This is a genomic window from Rhizobium sp. Root1203 (assembly GCF_001424945.1).
Classification (GTDB): domain Bacteria; phylum Pseudomonadota; class Alphaproteobacteria; order Rhizobiales; family Rhizobiaceae; genus Rhizobium.
Genome location: NZ_LMCW01000015.1, coordinates 61619 through 87102, shown reverse-complemented (window position 1 = coordinate 87102; position 25484 = coordinate 61619). Strand labels below are relative to the sequence as shown.

Sequence of the window (25484 nt, the reverse complement as noted above, 5' to 3'; positions counted from 1 at the left end):
AACGCATTCAGTGAAAGCGTGTCGGCATGCTCGGGGGAGGGGAGCCGTTTCTTTGCCATCCCCGGACCGAATCATGATTTGCCCCGTCTTAGGAATCCCTGCGCCGACCAACAGGATTCTACGCGCCGGGTTATGCACAATTTCTATGGGCGGTCGCCGAAATGCTGCCACCGATTTTGCCCCACGTACGATGATCGCGCCGGTCCCGTCGAAGTCCTTGACGTTGCGGGTGACCACTGTGAGCCCATGCACGAGAGCGGTCGCCGCAATCGAAGCATCGACTTCATTGCGCCGATCGGGAATGTGCAGATGGGCGCAGCGCGTCGCAACCGCATCGTCAATGGCAATCATCCGGCCGGCAAATTCAGGCCGGACATGGCTGTCGAGCCAAGTCCGCAACCGGGCACCCTGCAGGACATCGCGCCGCTGTACACCAAGGATGCCACGCTCCAATTCAAGAATGGTAATTGCAGCGAGGAAGAAGGAGGCCGCATCTTCTCGCCACCCAGGCCACGACATTTGCGTCGGCTTTGCCGTCGCCGATCTTGCGCAGTTCCAAGATGACATTGGTATCCAGCAGATAGGTCAAGACAGATCCACCGTGCGCGAATAAATCTCGACACGCTCGGGCGAGAAATCGATTTCGGAAAGCCCGGGCATGGACAGAGCCTCGACTAAACTGCGACTCTTGCCGGAAAGACGGTTGAAGTCGTCATAGGTCATCAGCACGTGCGAAGGCCTGCCCCGATCCGTGATGATCACAGGTCCACTTTGGGCGGCTTTCTTACAGGCCACTGTTATCGATCAGCAGGACTTCATCCGCGATCCTCAGGGCTTCGGTCAGCTTCATCAGCGACCCCTTATGCCGCCTGCGGATGTTTTCTTCAGGAATGTCATGACCGCCCTTGAGGACACGCTGCCTAACGCGCTCGACATTCGTCTCAACGGAATCCAGCGCGACGTAGTACAGTCCTACTGTGAACCCGGCCGCCTTTGCTTCCTGCATCAACCGTATTGATTGCAGGCTGCTCAGTGTCGTCTCGAAAATAAAGCTTTGCCGGGTTTCGATCATCTCGGCAATTTTCAGGAGTGCGGCTCTGCCAGCCTGCATGTCCGTCGATCTGCCATCGTGGTCCGAGGGTATCGTCTTGGCGATTTCATCTGCGTTGATCCAGACACCTTCGAGATCGAGCTTCGCGAACGCGGAAGACTTGCCAGAGCCATTCGGCCCTGCGAGGAGGATGCATGACAATTCCGGCATTAAGCGACTGCTACCTCACCGTCGCCGGGGCGCGATCCTTGCGCTCGGTTGTCGACCGATCCTTTGCCTCGTTCTGCCTGTCCTTGGCGGAGATTGACAAACCCATGCGACGGCTCTCGGCAAGAGCTTCCCGGCCAATCTGCTTCAGCGCTTCCTTGTTTTCGCGGTACTTCTTCAAAAGCATCGTAGATCTCCTTTCCTTATATCGAATATAGCGCTTCACGCCATCCGCTGCAAATTCCACTCCCGCCAGGTTCCGCCGACAGCAACACTGGATCTAACAGGTAGCGGGAGACGGCCTTCAAGCGCCGAAGCTAGTCGCTCCATAATAGCGGCTTATGCAAAAAGAGTTTCAAACAAACCAGCGGCTTAGCTAAAGCAGGTCAAGTTGTCGACGGTTCTGATCCCATCAAGGCGATATTTTTTCGCGGACGAGCGAAACGCGGAATCGGCTTCTGTTACGCTACCAGGCCTTTGGCAAGTTCACTCACCACACCTCTGAGCCACCTGTGCGCTGGATCGTGACGGTATCGGACGTGCCAGGCCATCTCGACCGGGAATGTTCCGAGGTCGACAGGTGCTTCAACAACCTTCAGACGAGGGTCGCGTTCGAGGCTGCGGCAGATCAGGCGCGGCAATGTTGCGCAATAATCGGTCACCGCGACCATCTCGGGAACTGACAGGAAATGCGTGACGGAGACAGCAACCTCGCGCTTAAGATTCTGCTGCCCCAACGCCTGGAATACGCCCGCGCGAATGCGACCGGGTGGCAGGACGTTGACGTGTTTAAGGCTCTCGTAAAGATCCCGCGTCAGGCTAGCACCGACATCCGGATGGTCGCGACGTACGATGCAGGCAAGGCCGTCGTCCATGAGATGCTGGACGACGAGGTTGTCCGGTGGGTCGATAACCCTTCCCAGCACCATCGCCGTCGTCCCCGAAATCACTCCGGTATCGGCGAGATCGTTGCCGAAAGGCGTCATGCGAAGTTTGATCCCCGGAGCTTGCTCTCGCAGGCTTGCCACCAGCGCTGGCATCAACACCAGTTCGACATAGCTGTTTGGCGCGATCAGGAAAAGGCGCTCCGCGCTTGCCGGATCGAAATCCTGCTGGTGGACGACGAGATCGTCGAGCTGAGCCAGCGCTGCCTCGATCGTCGGCGCAATCTCCTCGGCAAGCTGTGTCGGTCTGATGCCGTAGCGTTCGCGGATAAACAATGGATCTTTCAGCATGTCCCGCAGCCGATTGAGCGAATTCGACAGCGCAGGCTGCGTGATTCCAAGACGGCTGGCAGCGCGGGTGACGCTCCGCTCCTCCATGAGAGCCAGGAAGACGGGCAGAAGGTTCAGATCGTATTTCATACAGATATAATCGCACATGAATATCTAGAATCCAACAAGTAAATTTCTCAAATATCTCTTCACCTGCGATGATCACTTCATCGAAAGGCCAGCAGCGCTGATCGACAATCCAAGCCGGTTCGGCCGCGACAAACAAAGGATAAGACGATGAAAGTTCTCATGGTACTGACCTCGCACGATACGCTCGGCGACACCGGCCGCAAGACCGGTTTCTGGCTGGAGGAGCTGGCAGCTCCCTATTATGTCTTCAAGGACGCTGGCGCCGAGATCACGCTTGCTTCGCCCAAGGGCGGCCAGCCGCCGCTCGACCCGAAGAGCGACGAACCGATGTTCCAGACCGAGCTGACGGCGCGTTTTAAGGCAGACGCCGACGCCAACGCTCAACTCGCCCAGACGGTGCGCCTCGACAGAGTCGACCAGAAGGATTTCGACACAGTCTTCTATCCCGGCGGTCACGGACCGATGTGGGATCTGGCTGAAGACAAGAATTCCATCGCGCTGATCGAATCCTTCATCACCGCCGGCAAGACAATTGCGCTGGTCTGCCATGCTCCTGGTGTGCTACGCCATGTCAAGAATGCCGATGGCTCGCCGTTTGCTCAGGGACGATACCTTACAGGTTTCACAAACACCGAAGAAGAAGGCGTTGGTCTGACCAAGGTGGTCCCTTTCCTGGTCGAGGACGTACTCGTCGCCCAAGGTGCTGTGTTCTCCAAGGTGAAAGACTGGGGCGTTCATACGGTCGTGGATGGTCAGCTCATTACCGGGCAGAACCCGGGATCTTCCGGCGAGGCGGCGGAAGCTCTGCTCACCGCCTTGCGCCAGACCCGGATCCGGGCAACCTGATCATTCAGCGTCGTGGCCGGCCGCCACAGACGACGGTCGGCCACGCGAAAATCGGATATCGAAATAATCAGCCTCAAACCAACACTTTCGGTTGCGCATGCCCGCGAGATGATCGAGACATCAATGTCCCAGGCGACCGCCTTGAATGTCCCATGTTCGATCGCCGTCATTGGGCCGGACGGCTACCTGCTTTCCTTCGAGCGCCAGGACGGAGCCATGACGGGATCCGTTGAACTGGCGATCAACAAAGCGTTCACCGCTCAGATCTTCAACAACGGGACTGACAGGCTGAGCGTATTGGCTCAACCGGGCGCGGAGCTCTTCGGAATTCAGCATTCCCACAATGGTCGCGTGGTCGTGTTCGGAGGAGGCATCCCTATCCAATTCCAGGGGCAGGTAATCGGCGCGATCGGCGTTAGCGGTGGCACCGTCGCAGAAGACGTTGCCATCGCGGAGACTGGCGCAGGGATTCTGACCGAACGTCTTGTCTCCTGTGGCGCCTAGGCCAACCAAGGGGCTAGAGCCAAATAGCATTCGGCCCCGATAATCTAAACCCGTCGCCAACGCCCATGTCTGCGGCTTGACCCTTAATCGCGCATTGTAGCGCCCGATTTCAACCGAGGTTGTTTCGGGATCGGACAACTGCGCGCTCAATTTCTCCTCCGATCACCATGATTTCTCAAAAAGGATGTATGAAATGAAACTCCTGAACTCCCTCATCTCGGCTGTGGCCGTCGTTGCAATCACAGCCAGTGTCGCCCTGCCCGCGGCTGCGGCAGGCTTCAAGGCCAAGACCGTTGTCCTCGTTCACGGCGCATTTGCGGATGGTTCTTCTTGGAACAAGGTCATCCCGCTTCTGAAAAAGGCAGGATTGAAGGTCGTGGCGGTCCAGAACCCGTTGGACACACTGGAAAATGACGTTGCTTTCACCGACCGGGCCATTGCCGATGCTGAAGGACCGGTCGTGCTGGTCGGTCACTCCTACGGCGGTGCCGTCATCACACAGGCGGGTGTCAATCCTAAGGTGCAGTCGCTGGTCTACGTTGCTGCCTATGCACCAGAGGTCGGCCAGTCGGTGCTCGATACCCAGAAGCCATATCCGGACGCCCCCGGCAGGCCATTCATCGTGAAGGATGATGCCGGATATCTGAAATTCACCGATGAAGGCATCTTCGACTACTTCGCGCCAGATCTGCCTCGCAGCGAGCGTGCATTAATAGCGGCCACACAGGGTGCATTTGGCGTGAAGGCCGTTTCAACGCCCGTCACACAGGCAGCCTGGCACACGGTCCCTTCCTTCGAGGTTGTATCCACTGACGATAAGGTGATCCCGCCGCAGCTCCAGCGAGACCAAGTCAAGCGCCTCAAGGCGGCAGCCGTCGAGGTGGCTGCCAGCCATGTCGTGATGCTGTCGCACCCGGACGTGGTGGCGAAGCTGATCATCGAGGCCGCGAAATAATCTCAACATCATGACGGGCGGTCTGCCTGGCCGGCCCGTCATGCTCACCACTACGCGGCGACGATGTTCCACGATGTCGGGCTGATGCCCTCGCACAGCAGCGCTGATCTCCGCTTCGAGGTTGACGGCGCGAACGCCGCTCGCGATTTTCTGAAGTCGACCCCTTCCGACATCGAGAAGGTCTGGGCAGGAATCGCACTGCACACGACGCCGGGCGTGCCTGAGTTCATGCACCCAGTGATCGCGTTGACCACGGCGGGCGTCGAGATGGATGTTCTGGGCTTGACCTACGATCAGTACACTGACGACCTCCGCGAGGCTGTGGTATCTGCGTTTCCGCGCACCACGAAGTTCAAGGAAGACATCATCGAGGCCTTCTACGATGGGATCAAGCACAAGCCCGGCACGACTTTCGGCAACGTCAAGGCGGATGTGATCGCCGACAAGGAACCGCACTTTCACCGCGGCAATTTTTGCTCTGTCATACGATGCTCTGGCTGGAAGGCCTGACCGAATCACGATTCGGGCCGAGAGACGCAAGTTTTCGCTCCGCCCTGGATGGACATGCGATCGGTTCAGTAGGTTGATATCTCGATCAGATTTTGGTCTGGATCGCGAAGGTAGATTGACTTGATCGGGCCGGTTGCGCCTGTCCGGGCGACCGGTCCTTCGACAATCTCGATATTCATCGCCCTGATCTTTTCTGCGACATTTTCCAGGCTGTTTGACGTGATAAAGCAAAGATCGGCCGAGCCGGGTGTTGGCGCAAGAGCCTTCGGCTCGAATTCGTGGCCCTTCTGGTGCAGGTTAATCTTCTGGTTGCCGAAAATCAGGGCTTTCCGACCATTTCCGAATTCGACGAGCTCCATTTCCAGCACAGTGGTGTAGAACTTCACGGTGCTGTCTATGGACAATACAGTCAAAACCAAGTGATCCAGTCGATCGATGATCATTGTCATTTTCCCATGGGCGATTTGGTACGTTCCGACACGGGGTCGCCAGTGGGCATCCGAGGAAGCCGCGCTGGTGCAGGTGCGATTGAAGGCCGGGCAGCACCGACTGATCGCGCGGCCTGCTCCGATATACGAGCAATCTGTCCTCCCGGCTTGTCACTTGTTTTGTCCCGGATAACCTGAAGATGCCAGCACCAGATGGCGAAGCGTAGTGTATTTCCTTCAAAAGTCTATCAACAGCACCGAATTTCGGCGTCAAGTCGCAACCAGTAAGGAAGTAAAATGAAGAAAATGGTGATACTGGATGACTATCAAGGCGTCGCGCTGTCATTGGCGGACTGGCCGGCGCTAGAGAGCCAGATCTCGGTCAGAAGTTTGAATGTTCACCTTGCCTCTGCAGACGCTCTCGTTGAGCAGATCTCCGATGCCCATGTGCTTTTCATGATGCGGGAAAGGACGCCCCTGACGGCGAGCATCATCAACAGGCTGCCCAACCTGCAGCTCATCGTCACTTCAGGCATGCGCAATGCCTCCCTGGATTCTACCGCAGCCAGGAGGAAGGGGATATTGATTTGTGGAACTGAAAGCATGTCCCGGCCGCCGGTGGAATTGACCTGGGCGCTCTTGATGGCTTTGAGCAGGTCTATTCATCGCGAATACAAGAACCTAACGAGCAATGGTCCATGGCAAAGTACCATCGGCACGGACTTGTACGGTAAGTACCTCGGGGTTATCGGTCTTGGAAAAATCGGGAAGGAAGTGGCCAAGCTCGGTCAGGCTTTCGGGATGAAGGTGCATGCCTGGAGCCCAAATCTCACGCCGCAGCGCGCGCAGGACTGCGGGGTCGCTTATGCTAGCAAGGAGGAACTGTTCAAGGCCAGCGATTTCCTGACCATTCACATGGTTTTGTCGCCCGATACGCGGCACGTGGTCGGAAGTGCGGAATTGGCGCTCATGAAGAAGACATCGTATCTGATCAACACTTCGCGGTCTGCACTCGTTGATGAAACGGCTTTGATTGCTGCCCTTCGAGGCGGCGCGATCGCAGGAGCGGCGCTTGACGTATTCGAACAGGAGCCGTTGCCCGTCGACCATCCCTATCGCTCGTTGGCCAATGTGCTGGCGACGCCGCATCTTGGATATGTGACTCTCGACAACTACAAGACCTACTTTCGCCAGGCATTGGAGAACGTTGACGCCTGGCTGGCCGGACGGCCCATCCGTGTCCTCGAATGACGAGCCAGATCACCCGGCATTCGACTTGTAGTGTTCGATTTTTGTGTCGATGAATTTCTCGATTTTCCTCAGGTCGGATATCCTCTGTCGGATGATGCGCTTGCGGTCTTCGAGAAATGCGACCGTTTCCGCGTCGGAGAGCGCTTTGTCACCGTAAACCTTGAGCAGAGGGGCGATCTCTTTCAGGCTCATGCCGAGCTGCTGGGCCTGTCTGACCTGCTCTATCGTTTTCAGGACGGAGGTATCGTAGTCCCGATAGATGCGGCTTCCCGCCTGAACCGGCGTCGAGGTGATCAGGCCCAATTCTTCATAGTGTCTGATGCCATCCTTCGACATCTCGGCAATGCTCGCCACTTCACTGATAAGCACTGAATGTCCTCTCTTGACTGTGGGGTTTGCCCACAGATTAAGCTGGCGTCGTATTTTGTCAAACCAAGGCTTTCAGACATGAAAATCAAAGATCCGCGGCCCGTCGCGCTCGTCACCGGAGCATCATCTGGAATGGGGAGGGAGTTCGCGTTGAGGCTGATTGCGGAAGGTTACATCGTCTATGGCGCCGCCCGTCGTGTGGGCCGGATGACTGAACTCGAGAAAGATGGGGTCCGAGTGATGGAGGTGGACCTCACTGTCGACGAATCACTGGTCTCGGCCATCCAGCGTGTGCTGAACGAAGAAGGGAGATTGGATCTTCTCGTCAACAATGCGGGATATGGGCAGTACGGCACCCTCGAGGAGGTGCCGATACGTGATGCCCGGCGTCAATTCGAAACCAATCTGTTTGGATTGGCGCGCCTGGTGCAACTCGTCGTGCCCCATATGCGGGCGAGGAGGAGCGGAAAAATCGTCAACATTTCGTCAATCGGCGGGAAGCTCGCCATGCCTGTCGGCGGCTGGTATCACGCGTCGAAGTTTGCGCTGGAAGGCTACTCTGATACCCTGCGCAATGAGCTCGCGCCTTTCGGCATTGACGTGATTGTCATCGAACCCGGCGGCGTCGAGACCGAGTGGGGTGGCATTGCTGTTGAGGAAGCTCGCCGCCATTCGGCCTCCGGAGCCTATTCCCCGTTGGTCGATCGTTTCGCAAAGTTGCAATCCGGCAATCAAAGACTTGCGCAGCCGAAGGTCATCGGCCATCTCCTCGTCAAAGCGATAAGGGCGCCCCGCCCGGCGACCCGTTATCACGGCGGGACGATGGCGGGCCCCATGCTCTTTCTGAAGGAATGGCTGCCCGATCGCGTTCTCGACAGGGTGATTTGCATGATCTTCGCAACCCGCCCCAAATCGCGATGAGCGACCGCGTTGCCGGAGCAATTCCCTGCGGTGGCGGGCCTACCGAGACCGTCGCCACGCGGCCTACTTTCTCACCGCAAGCCTCCGGAGAATCTTGATGGACGAAACGCCGCAGCGCTGCTCATCGAGCAAAATCATCGCTCAGCTCAGGTTAAATCCTATCAAGGCTTTGGGCTTCGAAATAACCGGGTCGTCGGTTCCGGTCCTTTCAAGGCAAAGATCGTCAGACTTTCGTGCTGGCACTGCGCCTAATCTTTTGACCGAAGTCCCTCAATCTCTCGCCGTTGCTCGGCGTGTTTTTCGGGGTTCTGCGCCTTAAGCTTCTCAAGGTTGAGAACCTTCCAACGAACTGCCGGCAGATCAGCCGCTTTTGGCAACCCGATGGCTTCAAAATCTGGTTCGCCATCATGGAGCGACAACAGAAAGCGCATTGCGTTGCCGTCAAGCCGTGCAAGAAGATCCTCCGTCATTTGCTCTCTCGCGGCTTTCAAGTCATCGAGGCTGACGGGCTGTGTCGTCATGCCCTCGAACTCCTTTACGAATGCCTCTTCGAGTACAATGAGGGAGGGCCTGACCAACTCGTGCGGCGGCCGCCCGGAACTTGCGACATAAATCAGGAATGTCCGAAACAACGCGTCGGTCAGCCCCTCGTTTTCATAGAGCAGCTTCACGTCGAACAGATCACGCGGATGCTGACGGTCAACTGCTGCATGCAGCTTCCCGCCGAACAGATCCTCGAACGAGACGACTTGCATCTCGGCGAACCCGAACGCTTCCTCGACTTTCTCGCTCACCCGGCGTCGTTCCGGCGGATGAACGGTGCCCCTCGCGACAGGAGAAGTCTCCACTTTGATTTCGGCGTTGCCCTGCCGGACAAGGAGGCGGGTATCATTGTTGCCGCCGCCGGCGATCCTCTGAACGCTCGTATTCCGCAGATTGCGCAGAAGGTCCTCGCGGATGTGATCAAGAATCGTGTCAATGTTTTTCAGCGTCGTTTTACGGTCTTCGATCGGCAGATAGGTCAGATCGATATCGACCGAGAGCCGCGGCATGTCGCGATAGAAGAGGTTGATCGCCGTTCCACCCTTCAGGGCGAAGGCCTCGTGGCGGGCGATGAAGGGAAGGGTCCGCACTAAGAGGTCGACTTGGCGCATGTATTGGTCACGGGCCATACGGGGCCTCCTTTGGCATCAAGTCATTCGGGACTGTGATGCGATAGATGGGGTGCAGCCGCCCGCCCGGTGTCATCGCCCGGTCGCCCTTGCCTAGATCGACGGAGGAGACGTCGATGTGCTGGCGCCAGGCATGATTGTGCTTGTCAGCAAACACGAAGAAGAGGCGCTTGGTTTTGACGCTTCGGCATAGGGTAAGGAGCGTCGTCAATAATCTCGGGCGCAGATTTGCAAGGCTCTCGAACGCCACGTCCACCTTGTGGAAGCTTTCGCCCTTCGGGACTTCGTCTAGCATTTCGAGGATCGCGCGCTCGGGTGAGGAAATCGGCATTGGCCAGCGCCATGGGCTTTGTGCCAGCTCTGGATCCTCGTCGTTGGAAAGGTCGAAATCCGCGTTTTCGACCCCGTTCGCCCCTTCCCCGAACAGGACGTTACTCCTTGTCTTCACATCGGCGTCCGTCCGCAGCTTCGATAGCCATGTCGGGATATCGGATCCGTAGAGATAGAGGACAAATTCGCTGCCGAACGAGAGGTAATGAGCATGTCCCCGCAAGGAGAGGGAGCTCGCCCCGCCGACATGGAACTCATGTCGCATGAGCCAGACGGCTGATAGCAGGGGTATCTTCCAGCCCCCGACAGCTTCTGGATTGATATCTGAGGGGAATGGGCGGCGGTACACGCCAGACATGACTGGCTCGAGCCAGCCCTGCTTGAGATAGCCTGACACGGATTGTCGCGAGATGGCATGGCGGGCCATCCACCTCGAGTCCACCAGGAAGCCGGGTGGGACTTGCTGGAGAAGCTGCTTTAACTTCGTCTTTGATTGTCCATTCATGTTTAACGTTATGCCACAAAATTAAAGCAGGCGCGAATGAAACTTTATAAATAAACCAATTTGTCAACTCTGAATTGACTATTTGCGTCAACTGAAAAGTGACGTGAGAGCTTCGACGTTCCTTGGGCGTAACGGACTCGGATCGCCTTAGACGGCTCCGTGCGACTGTGCGGTGTGCTCGCATTCTGGATACTGATTGCATCCGAGAAACCGGCGGCTACCGCGACCATTCCTTTCGACCAACTGGCCGACCCGGCATTTGGGACATTGATGCAGGGGATCGCCATCGATCGATTCAAATCGCAGATTGTCGCCGGCAATGTCGGAGAGTTCGCGGACATATCGCGAAGGCTCGCGGCTATTCGTAAGCAAAAAAACGCCGCGGCTTGCCCGAGTCAATGCGACATAGAAAAGGCGACGCTCTTCGGCAAACTCGAAGGTTTCTGGTCGTGGCATGACCAGATTGAGAAGTTCGTCGTCCTCGATCCGGCTCGGCACACCGTAATCGCCTTCGCTGATATCGAGCAGGATTGTGTAGTCGGCCTCGAGCCCCTTGGCGCGATGGAACGACAGTCCCGAAACCTCGATACTTTCGAATTTTGGCGGTGTACCCCTGAACGGATCGAGCTGGTTATAGCGCCATAGGACCATGACGTTGAGCTTTTCGCGCCCCTCTGTCCGCCATTGCCCCGAAATCCCACCCAGGAACGAATTTAGCCGTTGCAAGAGCTGGTGACACGCCTTGCCGAATTCCGGCTTTCTCCCTTCACCACTGATCGGAATGACCCGGATCGATCGTGGGATGGTCGGTCGCGTCGAGCGTACCGACTTCTTCAGTTGAGCCGAGTTTCGCTGCACGAAGCTGGCGGCCGTCTCCGCTATGAGCTGATTGCAACGGTACGTTTGCTCCAGACGACCTTGCCAGCTCGATCCGAAGTTCGCCTCGAACTGCGTGAAAATGGTAATGTCAGAACCGGCAAAACGATAGATCGACTGCCAGTCGTCACCAACGGCAAAGATTTTGGTGAACGGCTTCTGGTGTTTCAGCGCCTTGATCAGATTCGCGCGCGGCTCCGATATATCCTGGAACTCATCGACAAGGATCAGCGAGTAGGGGCTCCGGAATTGCCCCGTCTCCACGAGACGTGTGGCGTTGGCGATCATCGAGTCGAAGTCGATGCGTTTGGCCTGGTCCAGCTTCCGTGAATAGGATTCCGTGATCTTCCAGATCACCTGAGCGAATTCTCGAGCGCGGGTCCGGTCATGGAGCGATTTGGCCCGCTCAAGCAGCATGTCCAGGGTGAGGTGGCTAGCCCGGATGTGCTTGATACAGACCGCTATCAGCTTGTGATAGTGCTTGATGACCACTGGCTCGAGACCTTTGACGATTGCCGTGTAGCTTTTTTGTTGGAGCGGAATGCCTCGTTTCGTGATTTCTGCCTGTAGGGCTGTGAGCAGCGATCCGTCGCGCGCTTGCGCCGATGTCGTCTGGAATACGTCGATGCCGGCATTGCGGTAGGCGGTCATCTTATGTTCGGCATGGGTGATGTAGTTGTCGAACGGGGAGGAACCGTCCCCATTGATGGCGAGGTGCTCATGGATGGTGTTTATGGCAGGGTAGTGGAAGTCCGGATGCACATGCCGGATCCCGCCATTATCCTCTTCAATGGGGATCTGACGCTCGTATTCGAATTCGACGGACTGCAACCAGAGCCAATTGACGATCGTCTGTTCCTGAAGTGATTTTACATAGATGCCAGCCATCGTGCCAATGGTCGCATTGCCTTTTCTTCGACGTGCGGAGAGGTACCGCTCGTAGTCCGCCTTGGAATCGAACACTTCCGACGGAATATCCGCCTTGGGATGAAGGACGAGGAGATTGACCCAGAGCCGGGCGAATTCCGGATCCGACCGCAGTAACTCGTCAATGATCTGTTCAATGACCTTCGCCTCGCCAGCGGGATGCTCCACCCAATCGGCTAGCTGAGGCGGGCGGCCATCGACCTCTTCGATAATGCCGCGACCGAGCGCATGAAACGTCGTAACCTTGCTTTCCAGATCGTCCGGCTCGACTGCCAACTGACGCGCTATTCGCTCCTTCAGCTCGTCGGCCGCGCTCTTGTTGAAGGCGAGCACCAGGATCTCTTCCGGGCGATAAAGCTGTTTGTCGAGGACATATGCAACCTTGCCGACCATCGTGGCGGACTTGCCCGATCCGGCGGAGGCGACAAGAAGATTGTTGTCTTCTAGTCGAATGCAAGCTTCGCGCTGCTGATCGGACAAGGACCGGCCGTCCAGATCGCCGAAGAACGATCGGTATCTCGCCAGCTCGGCCGAAACAAACGCATCGTTATATCTGTGGCGCACATCCGGATCGGTGATGAAGGCGAGCGATCGGGGGAGTGTCGCCTTCATAGTCGCTGGCATCAATTCCGGATCGAACAGAGGGTGCGAAAGCGCCGCGGCGGCATCACCCTCCACACTGGCAATGGCCCGCGCAAGGTCAGCATGGGCGAGATATTGCCGTTGACCCTCCACGATAACCATCAGCTTCGCATGCACCGCGTTCAGATGCTGGGTATTGGACCCGATCAGATCGAAAAGGTGGTTGTTGATGAAACTGTGGAGATCAGTCGCCAGCTGGGTTGCGGCCTCTTCACCAAGGCAGGGTAGGCTATAGACATGGTTGCCAGTCCTGACTTCGACCGAATGCCAGAGCAACGCCTTGCCAACGGAAATGGCTGCAATATCCAGGCAAGCGAGATTGTTGGCGCCGTTCTGGGTAATTTGTATGGTCGCAGGGAAGGACAGGCGCAGCATCACCTTCCATTTCCCTTGGGGAAGGAAGCGCGCAACGAAACCAGGCCGGTATGTTCGAACACGATCAGACATCAGGGCTAAGATCTACCAGAACGTCTAGTCCGGAAGCCATGCGCAATCGATCCATTGCTGTTCATGCCGCTTCGCGAATTCCGTCATCTCACGGACATTGGCCTGAGGTGTCTGGCAGGCTCGGGCGCAAGTGGTGACCACATCGCGGTAAAAAGTCTGAGAAACTGGCCGGATACCCTCATAGTTTAGAAGTAGGTCGGGAAGCCGTTCCGTGACCGCCTCGCCGCGAGGAGCCATGACAATGGTCGGCGGCGTACTATGCGCGTTTATCAAGACGTACCTCCAGCTCGGATCGGCCTGTCCCTGAGCCGGAACGAGCTCGCAGGGGCAGGCATCACCGCCTCCGGAAATCTCCTGATAGATCGCCTCGATCGCCTTGGCTTTTCTGGCGATCAGAACGTAAGGTCCCGCGGGCATATAGCCGCCCATCCGTTCGTCGTAATCGATACCCAATAGACGCCTCACGTCGTAGTGGGTCGACTGGTCGAGGGACGCACGTTCTGAGGTAAACCATTGCAGTTGGCGCAGGGTGATCCCGGCTGCGGCTGCGATTTCTTTCGGTGGGTTGGGCCAGCAGGCTACCAGGTTCCGGGCGATTTCAACCGTATTGTCGTGCTCTTCGTAGGCCGGGAATTCGTCGTCATCGTCTGACGGGTCTTCTCCCGAAATCAGCCAAGTCCTTCGGCTCATACCGTCGTAATGAAAATGGCGGGGCTGATCGGGTGGGAGCGCTGTTTCCCAGGAAGAGAGCCATGGGCCTGCTTCCCAGCCGCAGTATGCGGGGAGAACAGACGATGGTTCGCGCATAGGCAAGTCCAGCCATTGCTGAATGCTGCCCTCCAACTTTCGATTGCTGAGCCTGAGAGGACCGCGGTCCGCTCTCCAGTCGTGATCCTCATGTGCGTCGCGACAAAGGGATTCAACTGATGCGGCCAGCGACATGTCTGCCGGGTCGTGTTTCTTCAAAAGCCACACAGAAGCATCTTGGGCTGATCGCAGAGATGCAGGAACTGTTTTATCCTTGGCGGCAGCAATCTCAAGGCGGGTGCCGATTCTGTCCAGATCAGTCGCCAACCCCGGATCTGCATGTGCTACGTAGCGGTTTACGCGCAGGACATCAGGTATGCCGCGCAAACCCTCAGCAACTCTCCACGCTGTCAACAGCACCTCTCTCAACGATTTAGGCTTGTCGATCGCAGAGAACGTCAGCCAACGGATCGGCAACCCGGCGACCGTGACGCCATATAGTATAATAGGATCCAGCCCGCGTTGTTTTGCATCCGCCAGCCTTATGGGATCGCGAACAGCCACAATGCCGTGTTGAGGATGGTGAAACAGTAATTTGGCGATCGAAACGTAGAAATGATGTTCCCGGTTTGGCTGTTGTGTCTCATCGCTCATGGCTTCTCTCGAAATCATCAAATCAATGCCGCCATCCTACGATTTCGAGACCCAACACTTCCAACTTCAAATAGGGATTGTTCGCGAATTTGTCGTCTTACGTCGTAAAGGCGATTGCCGATCAGGAGAATGCTGGTCGCCACTGAAGGCGACCGCCGCGCTTTGCGATCAGTAAATCGAGTGTTTTCAGTCATTTGGAGAATGTAACAGATCGTCGATGGTTCGTATCCCTTCAAGGCGGTCGATGTCGAAGGTGACATAGACCTTGCTGTCGTCCCGGCCTTTGCCGAGACACTGCCTTCTTGCGATCCGGGAGGTAATCAATGGGAGAGGCATCGCCGCTGCCGGCGACTTCATAATCGAAGATGGACGCACCTCTGCGAACCGCTTCTATGGTTTACCCTACTCCTCTATATTCGACCTCTCATTGAAAACCACTCTCATTGACGCTATATCACGTCAATAGTTTCGGCGTTAGAGATTGAGGGTAGCGATATGAGCCTTGCACAGTATGCAGACGGAGGCATGTTCTTACCACGCAAATTCGCGGAGGCTTTGCGCACCACAAGCGAGGAAATCGCCCGTACCGCCGGATTAGGACGAGATGCGATCCAACGCAAGGATCGCATTCGCTCGGACAAGACACAACGCCGCCTGCGTGAAGTTGCTGAGATCATCAACAAAGTCGAGCCACGCTTCGGCTCGGCCCTGATGGCCTATGCCTGGTATCGGTCGGAGCCATTGTCCGGCTTTTCCGGCCTGACAGCTATGCAACTGGTGAGGGATGGTCGCGCCGACGACGTTCTTGACTATATCGACGCTGTCGACGCGGGCATCCACGCGTGATCGCCTAGATGCATTTCAAGGGAACTCTTTATCGCGCACTGAACCCTGTCCACGCACGCGAGCCGTTGTCGGGTCGCGGAGCAGAACTTTATGGTGGTCGCTTCAACGCAAAAGGAACTCCAGCACTTTACACATCCTTATCGGTGATGACGGCATTGCGCGAGGCCAACCAGGTAGGAACCCTGCAGCCTACGACGCTTGTCTCCTATGATGCCGAGGTGGAGCGTGTCTTCGACTGCCGAAACAATGATGCCCTGGATGCCGAATGTATCAATGCGGCTGCGCTTGCCGATCCGGCGTGGCGGAACGAAATGAAGGCGCGCGGCGTGGCAGAAACCCAGGCCTTCGCGCGGAAGCTGGCGCAGGCCGGTTATCAGGCGCTCCTCGTTCAGAGCTTCGCGCATGGTGCGACTACGCAGGATCTCAATCTGGTCTTGTGGACATGGAGCAACGCCTTGCCCAGCCGCATCACGCTAAATGATGACGACGGCCGTCTGTCGCGCTAGGAATGGCCGCATGCAGGACGCATCGGCCAAAAAAAGGGGCCAGCGAAAACGCGGCCCATGAAGTGTGAAGGTCAAAAACCTTCAGAGGGGAACAGCTACTGCGGCGGAACTGGGAGAAGAGCGCTATCTGCATTAGCTAGCTGCAGACTTTATGCCCGCTTTTTGACCATCTGGAAAACATTTATTGTGCAACGCAGCTATGTGGGCGATGCGAAGCCAGTTCGACGGCGCAGGGAGCGTCGCGTTCGGTGGCGAACCAGACGCGTTCACCGAGCGGGCGCGGCTACTTCGATATCAAGACGTTAATACCGCAGGAGTGGCAAGGTCGAAAGAGCGTTTCCAAGACGGCACCCGAATGAGATGAAGACGAGCGCCCATCCAATCAATACGGAGACTGCTCTGTAATGAATAAGTGCATAGGTTGGAGGTTCACATCCCTTCAAGGCGGGAGAATACACAAGTCTGTGCGCGCTGGAGCCCCCGCAACCCAATTCTCTAAAATATCAATCCCCGAAACAGCATAAAAGCTCCTCGACGCTTTGGCCCAGGAGCTTCTATGCTGTTCATGGGCTGCGAATGTGGCCTGGCGTTGGTCAACTGCCGAAATTCGTCGTCTACTGAATGACCGCTGTTGCCAGGATCTCAACGCGTATATTTGCGGAGAGCAAGTCCACCACCACTGTAGCCCGGACGGGGTAGGGGGTGGAGAAAAACTCGTGGTAGATGCGGTTAAAACCGTGGGCGTCCGTCTTGTCGATCAGATATGCCTGGATCTGGACCACATCGGCAAGGCTGCCCCCGGCCGCCTTCATCGCTTGCTGAAGATTGAGAAACACCTGTCGCGCCTGTTCCTCGATATTGCCCGTAAGGAGTTCACCGGTCTGTGGGTTTTTGGCGATGTGGGCCGAGCGCACGATGCGGGCGGCCTTGACTGTGCCGCTCAGCGGAGCCTTAGAGGCGAAGATGCCGGTTTCGACTTTTTCAAACATGAGTCCGCCCCGAGTTTATCGCGCGATGCCGCCGAGGACGGCATGGGCAAGGATTTCGATGCGCAGACCTTCCGCGAGGAGTTCCTTCACGACGACCGTTGCGCGCACCGGATAGGGCTCCTTGAAGAACTCAGCATAGGCCTTGTTCATGCCGGCCGAATCCGTCTTTTCCACAAGGAAGACCTGGACCTGCACGACATCCGCCAACGTGCCGCCGGCGGCGCGGATGGCGATATCGAGATTGCCAAGCGTACGGCGCGTCTGGGTTTCGATATCCCCGGTGACGAGATCGCCATTGACCGGATCCTCTGAGATATGAACCGACCAGACGAGGTTGCCGGCGCGAACGACCTCGCTGACGGGTGACTCCGATGGGTCCGATCCGGTATCGATGGCTTCAAACATGGTGGTCTCCTTCTGTCGACGCAGGATCGCGCCGATGAACTGTAGCGATCGCATAATCGAATTTGCATTTTTTGGGCAGCAGCCGGCTGCTTTATGCCGGCGTGTTGTCGAAGCGTGTCACGAACTTGGTGTTGAGGTAACCGTCGAAGGTCTCCGTCCCGCCCTCGCTGCCGTAACCACTGTCGTTGATGCCGCCGAAGGGTGTTTCGGGCAGCGCCAGACCGAAATGGTTGATGCTGACCATGCCCGCTGCCAGCGCCTGCGCCGCATGCTGCGCCCGGCTGCTGGAGCCGGTGAAGACGTAGGATGCGAGACCGAACGGCAGGCTGTTAGCCCGGCGGATCACCTCTTCGAACTCTGAAAACGGGGTGACGACAGCGATCGGGCCGAAGGGCTCATCGTTCATCAGCTCCAGCGTATCGGTGCCGCCGGCAACGACGGTCGGGGCGTAGAAGAAACCGGCATTGCCCATGCGCTCGCCCCCCGTGACGATCTCGGCGCCCTGCGCACGGGCATCCCGCACGAAGCCTTCCATGGATGTTACCCTGCGGGCGTGGCAGAGCGGCCCCATCTGAACGCCTTCGTCGAAGCCGTTGCCGACTTTCGTGGCGGCGATCTTGTCCGTGAAACGGGCGAGGAAGCGATCATGTGCCTTGGCCTGAACGTAGAAACGGGTCGGCGAAACACAGACCTGCCCCGCATTGCGCACCTTCTGCGCTGCCAGCGCATCGGCTGACGCATCGATATCGGCGTCGTCGAAGACGATCACGGGGGCGTGGCCGCCGAGTTCCATGGTCGAGCGCTTCATGTGATGTCCGGCAAGCGAGGCCAGCAACTTGCCGACTTCGACGGAGCCGGTGAACGAAATTTTCTTCACCTCCGGCGCTGCCAGCAGCGTTTCCGAAATATGCGCGGATGCGCCCCAGACGATGTTGAGGCACCCGTCCGGCAGGCCGGCTTCCTGCATCAGCCGGCCGATGGCGACCGTGGAGGACGGGGATTCTGCCGGACCTTTCAGAATGATCGTGCAGCCGCTTGCAAGCGCCGCCACGACTTTGCGCAGTGCCTGGCTGAAGGGGAAGTTCCAGGGGGTGAAGGCGATGCAGACGCCCACAGGTTCGCGCGTCACCAGCTGTTGTACACGCGGATCGCGCGACGGAATGATGCGGCCATAGATACGCCGCGCCTCTTCCGCATGCCAGTCGGCATGGTCGGCTGCGAAGCGGATTTCGCCGATCGCTTCCGCGAGCGGCTTGCCCTGATCGCGGGTCATGCTGCGGCCGATCTCGTCGGCATGGCTGCGGGCCAGGTCTGCAAAGCGGCGCAGAATTTGGCCACGTTCTAGCGGCGAACGGTTTTTCCAGCTTTCGAAGGCGCGCTGGCCGGAGGCTACCGCTACGGCTAGGTCGGCATCTGTCGCATGCGGCAGGTGGCCGATGATCTGTCCGGTCGCAGGATCGAGAACCTCGTCGCGCCGTTCCGTCTCAGTGATCCAGCGGCCGTCGATGAGCATGCCGAGCCGCTCATAGGCGAAATTGGGGTTATCCGTCATCATGCTCTTCCTCTCAGGCGAGATAACCCTGCGCCTGCGCCCAGGCGAGGGTGTCATCGAGTGCCAGTTGCATGCGGGCCATCAGGTCGTCGATCTGTTCTTCAGTTATGATCATGGCTGGGCAGAGGCTGACCATGTCGCCGAGGCCGCGGGTCAGCACGCCCCGCTCGGTCGCGAACTTGCCGGCATGGTTGGCAACCTGCCACGCGGGCGGGAAGTTTTCCTTGGTCTGTTTGTCCTTGACGAATTCAAGGCCGGCAACAAGGCCGACGCCACGGGCCTCGCCGATGAGCGGATGTTCGCCAAGCTTGCGGATACCCTCTTGGAAACGGGGCGTGATCGCGCGGACGTGGCCGACCATATCGATCTCCTGATAGATCGTCAGGGCTTCGAGTGCGACGGCGGCGGCGACCGGATGGCCGCCATAAGTATAGCCGTGCGAGAAGCTGCCGATCTTGCGGCTCTGGTCGACCAGAGCATTGGCGATCTTCTCGTTGATCATCAGCGCCGAGATCGGCATGTAGGCTGCGGAAAGCTGCTTGGCGCAGCTGATCATGTCCGGCTTCAGCCCATAGGTCTGCGAGCCGAACATATTGCCGGTGCGGCCGAAACCGCAGATCACTTCGTCGGCGACAAGCAGGATGTCGTATTTCGCAAGAACCGCCTGGATCTTCTCGAAATAGGTTTTTGGCGGGGTGATGACGCCGCCGGAAACCATGACTGGCTCGGCAAAGAAGGCAGCGATGGTCTCCGGGCCTTCATCGAGTATCATCGCCTCGAGATTGTTCGCCATGCGGGTGGCAAAATCCTCCTCGCTCTCGCCCTGTTCGGCAAAGCGCCAGTAGTGCGGGCAATCCGTGTGCAGGATATTGGCGATCGGCAGGTCGAAATCGCGGTGGTTGAAGGGCAGGCCGGTGAGGCTTGCCGTTGCGACGGTCACGCCATGATAGGCCTTGCGGCGCGAGATGATCTTCTTCTTTTCAGGACGGCCGAGCGCGTTGTTGTAGTACCAGACGAGCTTGATGGCCGTGTCGTTTGCCTCGGAGCCGGAGCCGGCGAAGAACACCTTCGACATCGGAACCGGCGCGATGGAGAGAAGCTTTTCGGCCAGCCGGATACCCGGTTCCGTCGATTTGTGGGCGAAGGAATGATAGAACGGCATGGTCTTGAGTTGCCGGGTCGCAGCTTCCACGAGACGCGGCTCGCTGAAGCCGAGGCCGGCGCAGAAAAGACCCGCCAGACCTTCGATATAGCGCTTGCCCTCGTCATCCGTGACATAGATGCCATCGCCGCCGGTGATCACATGCGGACCGACCTCCTGGTGCACCGCGAGATTCGTGTAGGGGTGAACGAGGGTTTGCTTGTCGAGAGCATGAAGGGAATTCGGGCGGTCGTTCATGGCAGGCTCCATCAGGAATGCACGGGGTATGTGAGAACTTGAAAATCAGGCGATGACGTGAACGTCTTCGTTGCGCCATGTGACGTGGCACTCGGCGGCGCCAGTGAGTTTTCGCGCATCGATGCCGGGCACGCGCATGCGGATCGCCTGACTGCCGAGCTTGCCGATGACCAGCAGGTTATCGCCGTAGTTGATCGTCGTATCGATCTTCATCGGCTGGCGGTTGGTCTGGGCGGTATCGGCGATGCGGATCATTTCCGGGCGCAACAGCAGGTCGGCCTTGCTGTTGCGCCCGGCTGTGGCTGCAGTCTCGACGATGCCGACCGGCGTTTCGAAGCGGCCATCACCCATGGAGGAGGCCGAGATGATGTTGCTGTCGCCGATGAAGGAGGCAACGAAGCGGGTCTTCGGCGCGAAATAAATCTCGTTCGGCGTTCCGACCTGCTCGATGCGGCCCTGATTGAAGACGGCGATGCGGTCGGACATGGTCATGGCTTCGGTCTGGTCATGGGTGACGTAGACCATGGTGACGCCGAGGTCCTTGTGGATGCGCTTCAGCTCCACCTGCATGTGTTCGCGCAGCGCCTTGTCGAGCGCGCCGAGCGGCTCGTCAAGCAGGATGATATCCGGCTGGAAGACGAGGGCACGGGCAAGAGCGACACGCTGCTGCTGACCGCCTGAGAGTTCGGAGGGTACACGCTTCTCAAAGCCCTGCAGGCCGACTTTTGCCAGCGCTTCGCGGGAGCGCCGCTCCTTCTCGGCCTTGTCCACGCCGCGCATGCGCAGCGGGAAAGCGACGTTGTCGGCGACGGTCATATGCGGAAACAGGGCATAGTTCTGGAAGACCATGCCGATATTGCGCTTGTGCGGTGGCAGATTGTCGATGGCGCGGTCGCCAAGACGGATTTCGCCTGAGGTCGGATGCTGGAAACCGGCGATCATCATCAGCGTCGTCGTCTTGCCGGAGCCGGACGGCCCGAGGAAGGAAACGAACTCACCGGCCTTGATGGAGAGCGAGACATCATCGGCGGCCATATGCTTGCCGTCATAGCTCTTGTTGACATTGCGAAGCGTGAGGGAACGGGCGTTCATGGCTTTGCTCCAATCAGGATGCCGCAGCGGCGGTTTGGGTTGTTCCGTTTCCGAGAGGTTGCCCGGCAGCATTGGCACGGCGGCGCACAAATTGCGGCGCAAGCCAGATGCAGATGCCGGCAAGGACAAGCAGGAACAGGAAGGATGAGGCGGCGGAGATCGTGGGGTCGGCCTCCTGGCGGACGGCGTTGAACATCTGGCGCGGCAGGGTTGCCTTGTCGCGACCGGAGATGAAGAGGGCGATCACCGCTTCGTCGAACGAGGCGATGAAGGCGAAGAGGCCGGCGACCGAAAACGCCGGACGCAGGATCGGGAAGGTGATGAGCCGGAAGGTGGTGAAGGGCGAGGCCCCAAGGTTCATGGCGGCACGTTCCACCGACTGGTCGAAGCCTTTGAGGGCGGCAGTCAGGATCAGCGTCGACATCGGCATGGCGATACAGCTATGGGCGAGGATGACGCCGAGATAGCTCTGCACCAGCCGAAGCTGCCCGAAATACATGTAGTAGCCGAGCGCCATGACGATGGTCGGCACGATCATCGGCAGCATGATCAGGAGATTGAACAGCGTGCGGCCGAGGAAGATATGGCGGGCAAGCGCAAAGGATGCGGGGATCGCCAGCGCCAGCGTTACGCAGACCGTACCAAGGCCGATCAGCACGCTGTTGATCAACGGCTCCGTCCAGTTCGGATCGGAGAAGAAGGTGATGTAGTTGGCCAGCGTATAGCCCGGCGGCGGGAACGTCAGCGAAGCGGCAGAGCTGAAGGACATCGGGATGACGATGAACATCGGTGCGGCGACGAAGAAGGCGATGAGAACAGCCAACACGCGGATAAACGGGTTCATCGGTCATCTCCTGCCCAGAGCCGGTCAAGTCCGAAGAAGCGGTTGTAGAGTGCGTAGATGGCGACGGTCAGCGCGAGCAGTACAATCGAGATCGCTGAACCCAGACCGAAATCCAGCGTCTGTTCGATCTGGTCGCCGATGATGCCGGCGATCATCTGGTCGCGCGGGCTGCCGAGCAGCACCGGCATGACGTAGAAGCCGAGGCAGGAAATGAAGACGAGCGTGCAGCCGTTGACGATGCCCGGTGCGGAAAGCGGCAGGTAGACCGTGATGAAGGCGCGCAACGGGCTGGCGCCAAGGCTTTCGGCGGCACGGACATAGAGCGGGTCGATGCGCTTCATAACGGAATAGAGCGACATGGTCATGAACGGGATCAGGGCGTGGGTCATGGCCAGCGTGGAACTGAAAGTGGTGAACAGCAGTTTTGGCGCGGGGTCCCAGCCGAGCCAGACGAGCAGGGCGGTGATCGGTCCCTGATTGCCGAGGATCACCATCCAGGCATAGGTTCGTACGAGATAGCTCGTCCAGAATGACAGCGCGACGACCATCAGCAGGAAAGTGGCGAAACGCTTGGTGCCATTGGCAGCAGCATAGGCCAGCGGATAGGCGAAGATCAGCGCCAGTACCGTGACGACGAAGGCCGTCTTGAAGGTCTGGTATAGCACCGAGGCAAACAGGCTGGAATGCAGCAGCCGTGCGAAATTCTGCAGGCCGACAGCCGGCTGCGATATACTCATCCAGCCCACATAGGCGAGCGGAACCAGAAAGAAGAGGGCCAGGAAGATGCCGGCTGGCGCCATCAGGGGCAGCGGGCCTTCCGCAAGGGGCCGAGACTGGGCCGACCTGTATTTCATTATCGTGCTCCCTTGCCCTTCGGCGGGGTCCAAGATCGCGACTTCTTGCGCATTGCCGTCATGGCATCCGCAACCAAAGCCCGATCATCGTCATCTGACAGGTCCCGGCCCTGACTGTGCAGGGCCGGGAAGGTATCCTTACAGGCCGACCCAGCTTTCGAAGCGGCTGGTCAGTTCTTCCAGTTGCGGCGTCAGCTTGCCGCCGTCGAGCATGACAGCGCGGGCAAGGTGGTCCGGATAGGTCGGCATGGTCTTGGCGACGTCTTCCGGGATGAAGTCGAACGACTTCGGGTTCATCGGGCCATTCTGGTCGGCGATGCAGAACTTCGCCAGACCTTCGGCATTCTGGCCGATATGATTGACGAGCTTGAAGCCATTTTCCGCCCGCGGGCTGTCCTTGGCAACAATCCAGCAGGCCTGATCGACGATGGCCTGATCCCAGACGATTTCGATCGGCTCTGCCGAGGCCTTCTTGGCACCGGCGGCGTCGCTGTCCCAAAGACCGGCCATATCGACTTCGCCATCGGTCAGGATCTGGCGGGCCTGCGGGCCTGCCGTCCACCAGACGCGAACGTCCGGCTTGATCTTGTCGAGCGAGGCGAAAGCGCGGTCGAGGTCGTAGGGGAAAAGCTGGTCGGCGGGGACGCCATCGGCGAGCAGGGCGATCGCCAGAACGCGAGCGGCGTGACGCTGCAGGCTGCGGTTGCCGGGGAATTTCTCGACGTTGAAGAAATCCGCCCAGCTGTTCAGGCCATCAGGATACTTCGTCTTGATATAAGCGAGCTGCGTGGCGAAGCCGTGGGTCGAAAGGCCGTTCTGATAGACGGCACCCTTCCAGAGCTTGGCTTCGTCAACATAGCCTTCGAAGTCCGCAAGCAGACCGGCGGCGTTGGCGCGGGCAACGTCGGCGACGCCGAGCGTGGTGACGTCGAATTCGTAGACGCCGGTCGTCTTCTGTGCCGCGAGCTTGGCAAAGGAGATCGGCGAAACCGTGCGGATCTCGATACCGGTGTCGGCGGTGAAGGGATCGAACAGGAACTTCTTGACCGAGGCCTCCCAATCGCCACCCCAGGTGTTCACGTAGAGCACGTTTTCGTCGGCACTGGCGCGGCGAACGAAGGGCGACGCGATCATGGCGGCGCCGAAAAGGCCGGCGCCCAGCACTGTGCGGCGCGAGAGCGGTGTAGCTGATGCTTTCTTGAACTCTTCCATCCGTTTTTACTCCTTATGCGAATGGTCGGTTGATACTGTTCCCGGGGCCGCTCGGTTTGATGGCGGCCCTTCTTGTCTTTGGATACAGGGCTTGCGGGATCGGTCAGTCGGCGCGGAAAACCTCCGAATAGAGGCGCAGCCAATTGTCACGGAGGATCTTCTTCGCCTCCTCCTGATTGAAGCCGACGCGCAGCAGGGCCGGTGCCACTTCCTTGAGACTGTCGGGTTTCAGCAACCATTCCGGCTTTGCGACCGCGCCGGGCGTTGCCGCCGAACCCGCGCCGTATTGCACCGAGCGCGTCCAGCGGCCCTTGCGCATCCAGTCGTAGTCGCGCTGGGTGTGGTTGTGCGAGATATCCGTGCCGATGCCGACATGGTCGATGCCGGCGATATCGACGGTGCGGGCCACCATCTCGCACCAACCATCGACGGTCGCGCAGGCGCTGTCGGGCGTGATGTTGCGATAGGCGACGCAACCGATGACGCCGCCGCGCTCAGCCAAGGCTTTGATCACCTTGTCGGACTTGTTGCGCTTGTGGGCAAAGAGCGACGCGGCATTGGCGTGGGTGATGGCGACCGGCTTCTCGGACCACTCGATGGCATCGAGCGTGGTTCTGTCGCCGACATGGGAGAGGTCGACCAGCATGCCGGTGCGGTTCATCTCGCGGATCACGTCCTTGCCGAAACGGGCAAGCCCGCTGTCGTTTTCCTCGTAGCAGGAGCCGCCGAGTTCGTTCTGGTTGTTGTAGGTGAGCTGGACGACGCGGATGCCGAGTTCCGCGAAGAACTCCACGAAGGCGATCCGGTCCTCGAAGAGGTTGGAGTTCTGGTAGCCGAGGACGATGGCGAGCTTGCCTTCGCGTTCGGCGCGCTCGATATCGGCGGCCGTCTTGGCAATCAGAATGAGATCGCCGTTTTCGCGTTCGATGTCGCGCCAGCGGGCGAGCGAATCCAGCGATTCCAGAGTCCCTTCCCAGAAGCCGAGCGTCGGCGTGACGGCGCTATAGCCGCCGCGCTTCAGGGCTTCGAAGGATTGGCGGTCGAAATGACCGCATTGCAGAGCATCGATGATCATGGTC

General features: G+C 58.5%; 26 protein-coding genes and 2 pseudogenes. 8 read left to right on the top strand and 20 right to left on the bottom strand.

Features of this window, described 5'->3' with window-relative positions; genetic code table 11:
* Positions 1–186: 186 nt before the first annotated feature.
* The 5 genes and pseudogenes from ASC97_RS33100 to ASC97_RS17685 form a co-directional block, all read right to left on the bottom strand.
* Positions 187–589: pseudogene (locus tag ASC97_RS33100) on the bottom strand (type II toxin-antitoxin system VapC family toxin); the annotation flags it as partial.
* Positions 586–801, bottom strand: coding sequence for a type II toxin-antitoxin system prevent-host-death family antitoxin (locus ASC97_RS17695; RefSeq protein ID WP_057469665.1), 216 nt, complete (start codon positions 799–801; stop codon positions 586–588). The pseudogene ASC97_RS33100 and the gene ASC97_RS17695, both read right to left, overlap by 4 nt.
* Positions 785–1261: a zeta toxin family protein gene (locus tag ASC97_RS17690; protein WP_082530042.1), complete on the bottom strand. Its 477-nt coding sequence runs from the start codon at positions 1259–1261 to the stop codon at positions 785–787. Before ASC97_RS17690 ends, ASC97_RS17695 begins: the two co-directional genes overlap by 17 nt.
* 10 nt (positions 1262–1271) lie before the next feature.
* On the bottom strand, positions 1272–1445 hold the full coding sequence (locus ASC97_RS34695; RefSeq protein WP_200959494.1) for a hypothetical protein: 174 nt from the start codon (positions 1443–1445) through the stop codon (positions 1272–1274).
* 274 nt (positions 1446–1719) lie between these two features.
* Positions 1720–2622 carry a LysR substrate-binding domain-containing protein gene (locus ASC97_RS17685; protein WP_057469673.1) on the bottom strand — a complete coding sequence of 301 codons (903 nt, stop codon included), beginning with the start codon at positions 2620–2622 and terminating at the stop codon, positions 1720–1722.
* Positions 2623–2769: 147 nt separating this feature from the next.
* On the opposite strand from ASC97_RS17685, the gene ASC97_RS17680 reads away from it, so the two are divergent.
* From ASC97_RS17680 to ASC97_RS17665, 4 genes and pseudogenes are all read left to right on the top strand, one after another.
* Positions 2770–3468, top strand: coding sequence for a type 1 glutamine amidotransferase domain-containing protein (locus ASC97_RS17680; RefSeq protein ID WP_057469664.1), 699 nt, complete (start codon positions 2770–2772; stop codon positions 3466–3468).
* A gap of 12 nt (positions 3469–3480) precedes the next feature.
* On the top strand, positions 3481–3972 hold the full coding sequence (locus ASC97_RS17675) for a GlcG/HbpS family heme-binding protein (protein WP_443216752.1): 492 nt from the start codon (positions 3481–3483) through the stop codon (positions 3970–3972).
* 193 nt (positions 3973–4165) lie between these two features.
* Positions 4166–4927, top strand: coding sequence for an alpha/beta fold hydrolase (locus tag ASC97_RS17670; protein WP_082530045.1), 762 nt, complete (start codon positions 4166–4168; stop codon positions 4925–4927).
* A 51-nt stretch (positions 4928–4978) separates the two neighbouring features.
* Positions 4979–5437: pseudogene (locus tag ASC97_RS17665) on the top strand (phosphohydrolase); the annotation flags it as partial.
* A gap of 65 nt (positions 5438–5502) precedes the next feature.
* Here ASC97_RS17665 and ASC97_RS17660 read toward each other — a convergent pair.
* Positions 5503–5880, bottom strand: coding sequence for a VOC family protein (locus ASC97_RS17660; RefSeq protein WP_057469662.1), 378 nt, complete (start codon positions 5878–5880; stop codon positions 5503–5505).
* 282 nt (positions 5881–6162) lie between these two features.
* Here ASC97_RS17660 and ASC97_RS17655 point away from each other — a divergent pair, with 282 nt between their 5' ends.
* Entirely contained in the window at positions 6163–7116 is a 954-nt protein-coding gene (locus ASC97_RS17655) for a D-2-hydroxyacid dehydrogenase family protein (RefSeq protein ID WP_057469661.1), read from the top strand.
* A 9-nt stretch (positions 7117–7125) separates the two neighbouring features.
* Here ASC97_RS17655 and ASC97_RS17650 read toward each other — a convergent pair whose 3' ends face one another.
* Complete coding sequence (locus tag ASC97_RS17650; protein WP_057469660.1) at positions 7126–7485, bottom strand: MerR family transcriptional regulator; 360 nt, start codon at positions 7483–7485, stop codon at positions 7126–7128.
* A gap of 78 nt (positions 7486–7563) precedes the next feature.
* Here ASC97_RS17650 and ASC97_RS17645 point away from each other — a divergent pair, with 78 nt between their 5' ends.
* On the top strand, positions 7564–8406 hold the full coding sequence (locus ASC97_RS17645) for an oxidoreductase (protein WP_057469659.1): 843 nt from the start codon (positions 7564–7566) through the stop codon (positions 8404–8406).
* A 248-nt stretch (positions 8407–8654) separates the two neighbouring features.
* Here the strand turns inward: ASC97_RS17645 and ASC97_RS17640 are convergent, their stop codons facing one another.
* From ASC97_RS17640 to ASC97_RS35385, 4 genes are all read right to left on the bottom strand, one after another.
* Positions 8655–9578, bottom strand: a complete 924-nt coding sequence (locus ASC97_RS17640; RefSeq protein WP_057469658.1) for a nucleotidyl transferase AbiEii/AbiGii toxin family protein — start codon at positions 9576–9578, stop codon at positions 8655–8657.
* A complete protein-coding gene (locus ASC97_RS17635; protein ID WP_057469657.1) occupies positions 9568–10413 on the bottom strand; it encodes a type IV toxin-antitoxin system AbiEi family antitoxin domain-containing protein in 846 nt (281 codons plus the stop codon). The genes ASC97_RS17640 and ASC97_RS17635 overlap by 11 nt, the downstream gene beginning before the upstream one ends.
* A gap of 147 nt (positions 10414–10560) precedes the next feature.
* Entirely contained in the window at positions 10561–13233 is a 2673-nt protein-coding gene (locus ASC97_RS17630; protein ID WP_244481513.1) for a UvrD-helicase domain-containing protein, read from the bottom strand.
* A gap of 96 nt (positions 13234–13329) precedes the next feature.
* Entirely contained in the window at positions 13330–14706 is a 1377-nt protein-coding gene (locus ASC97_RS35385) for a hypothetical protein (protein WP_057469655.1), read from the bottom strand.
* Between the two features lie 495 nt (positions 14707–15201).
* Here ASC97_RS35385 and ASC97_RS17620 point away from each other — a divergent pair, with 495 nt between their 5' ends.
* A complete protein-coding gene (locus ASC97_RS17620; RefSeq protein ID WP_057469654.1) occupies positions 15202–15552 on the top strand; it encodes an antitoxin Xre/MbcA/ParS toxin-binding domain-containing protein in 351 nt (116 codons plus the stop codon).
* A gap of 8 nt (positions 15553–15560) precedes the next feature.
* Positions 15561–16058, top strand: coding sequence for an RES family NAD+ phosphorylase (locus tag ASC97_RS17615; RefSeq protein ID WP_057469653.1), 498 nt, complete (start codon positions 15561–15563; stop codon positions 16056–16058).
* A gap of 614 nt (positions 16059–16672) precedes the next feature.
* On the opposite strand, the gene ASC97_RS17610 is transcribed toward ASC97_RS17615, so the two are convergent.
* From ASC97_RS17610 to ASC97_RS17570, 9 genes are all read right to left on the bottom strand, one after another.
* Complete coding sequence (locus tag ASC97_RS17610; RefSeq protein WP_057469652.1) at positions 16673–17047, bottom strand: RidA family protein; 375 nt, start codon at positions 17045–17047, stop codon at positions 16673–16675.
* A 15-nt stretch (positions 17048–17062) separates the two neighbouring features.
* Positions 17063–17452 carry a RidA family protein gene (locus ASC97_RS17605; protein WP_057469671.1) on the bottom strand — a complete coding sequence of 130 codons (390 nt, stop codon included), beginning with the start codon at positions 17450–17452 and terminating at the stop codon, positions 17063–17065.
* A 91-nt stretch (positions 17453–17543) separates the two neighbouring features.
* A complete protein-coding gene (locus ASC97_RS17600) occupies positions 17544–19004 on the bottom strand; it encodes an NAD-dependent succinate-semialdehyde dehydrogenase (protein ID WP_162246699.1) in 1461 nt (486 codons plus the stop codon).
* A 13-nt stretch (positions 19005–19017) separates the two neighbouring features.
* On the bottom strand, positions 19018–20403 hold the full coding sequence (locus tag ASC97_RS17595; protein ID WP_057469650.1) for an aspartate aminotransferase family protein: 1386 nt from the start codon (positions 20401–20403) through the stop codon (positions 19018–19020).
* A gap of 45 nt (positions 20404–20448) precedes the next feature.
* Positions 20449–21495: an ABC transporter ATP-binding protein gene (locus tag ASC97_RS17590; RefSeq protein WP_057469649.1), complete on the bottom strand. Its 1047-nt coding sequence runs from the start codon at positions 21493–21495 to the stop codon at positions 20449–20451.
* Positions 21496–21508: 13 nt separating this feature from the next.
* Positions 21509–22339 carry an ABC transporter permease gene (locus ASC97_RS17585; protein WP_057469648.1) on the bottom strand — a complete coding sequence of 277 codons (831 nt, stop codon included), beginning with the start codon at positions 22337–22339 and terminating at the stop codon, positions 21509–21511.
* Positions 22336–23193, bottom strand: a complete 858-nt coding sequence (locus ASC97_RS17580) for an ABC transporter permease (RefSeq protein ID WP_057469647.1) — start codon at positions 23191–23193, stop codon at positions 22336–22338. The genes ASC97_RS17585 and ASC97_RS17580 overlap by 4 nt, the downstream gene beginning before the upstream one ends.
* A 138-nt stretch (positions 23194–23331) precedes the next feature.
* Positions 23332–24405, bottom strand: coding sequence for an extracellular solute-binding protein (locus ASC97_RS17575; RefSeq protein WP_057469646.1), 1074 nt, complete (start codon positions 24403–24405; stop codon positions 23332–23334).
* 103 nt (positions 24406–24508) lie between these two features.
* Positions 24509–25480, bottom strand: coding sequence for a membrane dipeptidase (locus ASC97_RS17570; RefSeq protein WP_057469645.1), 972 nt, complete (start codon positions 25478–25480; stop codon positions 24509–24511).
* Positions 25481–25484: the final 4 nt, after the last annotated feature.

Coding starts and splice junctions, on each gene's coding strand:
- ASC97_RS17670 (WP_082530045.1), top strand. CDS start 4,166: ATGAAACTCCTGAACTCCCTCATCTCGGCTGTGGCCGTCGTTGCAATC.
- ASC97_RS17615 (WP_057469653.1), top strand. CDS start 15,561: ATGCATTTCAAGGGAACTCTTTATCGCGCACTGAACCCTGTCCACGCA.
- ASC97_RS17590 (WP_057469649.1), bottom strand. CDS start 21,495: ATGAACGCCCGTTCCCTCACGCTTCGCAATGTCAACAAGAGCTATGAC.
- ASC97_RS17575 (WP_057469646.1), bottom strand. CDS start 24,405: ATGGAAGAGTTCAAGAAAGCATCAGCTACACCGCTCTCGCGCCGCACA.
- ASC97_RS17570 (WP_057469645.1), bottom strand. CDS start 25,480: ATGATCATCGATGCTCTGCAATGCGGTCATTTCGACCGCCAATCCTTC.
- ASC97_RS17685 (WP_057469673.1), bottom strand. CDS start 2,622: ATGAAATACGATCTGAACCTTCTGCCCGTCTTCCTGGCTCTCATGGAG.
- ASC97_RS17600 (WP_162246699.1), bottom strand. CDS start 19,004: ATGACGGATAACCCCAATTTCGCCTATGAGCGGCTCGGCATGCTCATC.
- ASC97_RS17635 (WP_057469657.1), bottom strand. CDS start 10,413: ATGAATGGACAATCAAAGACGAAGTTAAAGCAGCTTCTCCAGCAAGTC.
- ASC97_RS17620 (WP_057469654.1), top strand. CDS start 15,202: ATGAGCCTTGCACAGTATGCAGACGGAGGCATGTTCTTACCACGCAAA.
- ASC97_RS17610 (WP_057469652.1), bottom strand. CDS start 17,047: ATGTTTGAAAAAGTCGAAACCGGCATCTTCGCCTCTAAGGCTCCGCTG.
- ASC97_RS17690 (WP_082530042.1), bottom strand. CDS start 1,261: ATGCCGGAATTGTCATGCATCCTCCTCGCAGGGCCGAATGGCTCTGGC.
- ASC97_RS17660 (WP_057469662.1), bottom strand. CDS start 5,880: ATGATCATCGATCGACTGGATCACTTGGTTTTGACTGTATTGTCCATA.
- ASC97_RS17630 (WP_244481513.1), bottom strand. CDS start 13,233: ATGCTGCGCCTGTCCTTCCCTGCGACCATACAAATTACCCAGAACGGC.
- ASC97_RS17595 (WP_057469650.1), bottom strand. CDS start 20,403: ATGAACGACCGCCCGAATTCCCTTCATGCTCTCGACAAGCAAACCCTC.
- ASC97_RS34695 (WP_200959494.1), bottom strand. CDS start 1,445: ATGCTTTTGAAGAAGTACCGCGAAAACAAGGAAGCGCTGAAGCAGATT.
- ASC97_RS17655 (WP_057469661.1), top strand. CDS start 6,163: ATGAAGAAAATGGTGATACTGGATGACTATCAAGGCGTCGCGCTGTCA.
- ASC97_RS17585 (WP_057469648.1), bottom strand. CDS start 22,339: ATGAACCCGTTTATCCGCGTGTTGGCTGTTCTCATCGCCTTCTTCGTC.
- ASC97_RS35385 (WP_057469655.1), bottom strand. CDS start 14,706: ATGAGCGATGAGACACAACAGCCAAACCGGGAACATCATTTCTACGTT.
- ASC97_RS17605 (WP_057469671.1), bottom strand. CDS start 17,452: ATGTTTGAAGCCATCGATACCGGATCGGACCCATCGGAGTCACCCGTC.
- ASC97_RS17680 (WP_057469664.1), top strand. CDS start 2,770: ATGAAAGTTCTCATGGTACTGACCTCGCACGATACGCTCGGCGACACC.
- ASC97_RS17645 (WP_057469659.1), top strand. CDS start 7,564: ATGAAAATCAAAGATCCGCGGCCCGTCGCGCTCGTCACCGGAGCATCA.
- ASC97_RS17640 (WP_057469658.1), bottom strand. CDS start 9,578: ATGGCCCGTGACCAATACATGCGCCAAGTCGACCTCTTAGTGCGGACC.
- ASC97_RS17580 (WP_057469647.1), bottom strand. CDS start 23,193: ATGAAATACAGGTCGGCCCAGTCTCGGCCCCTTGCGGAAGGCCCGCTG.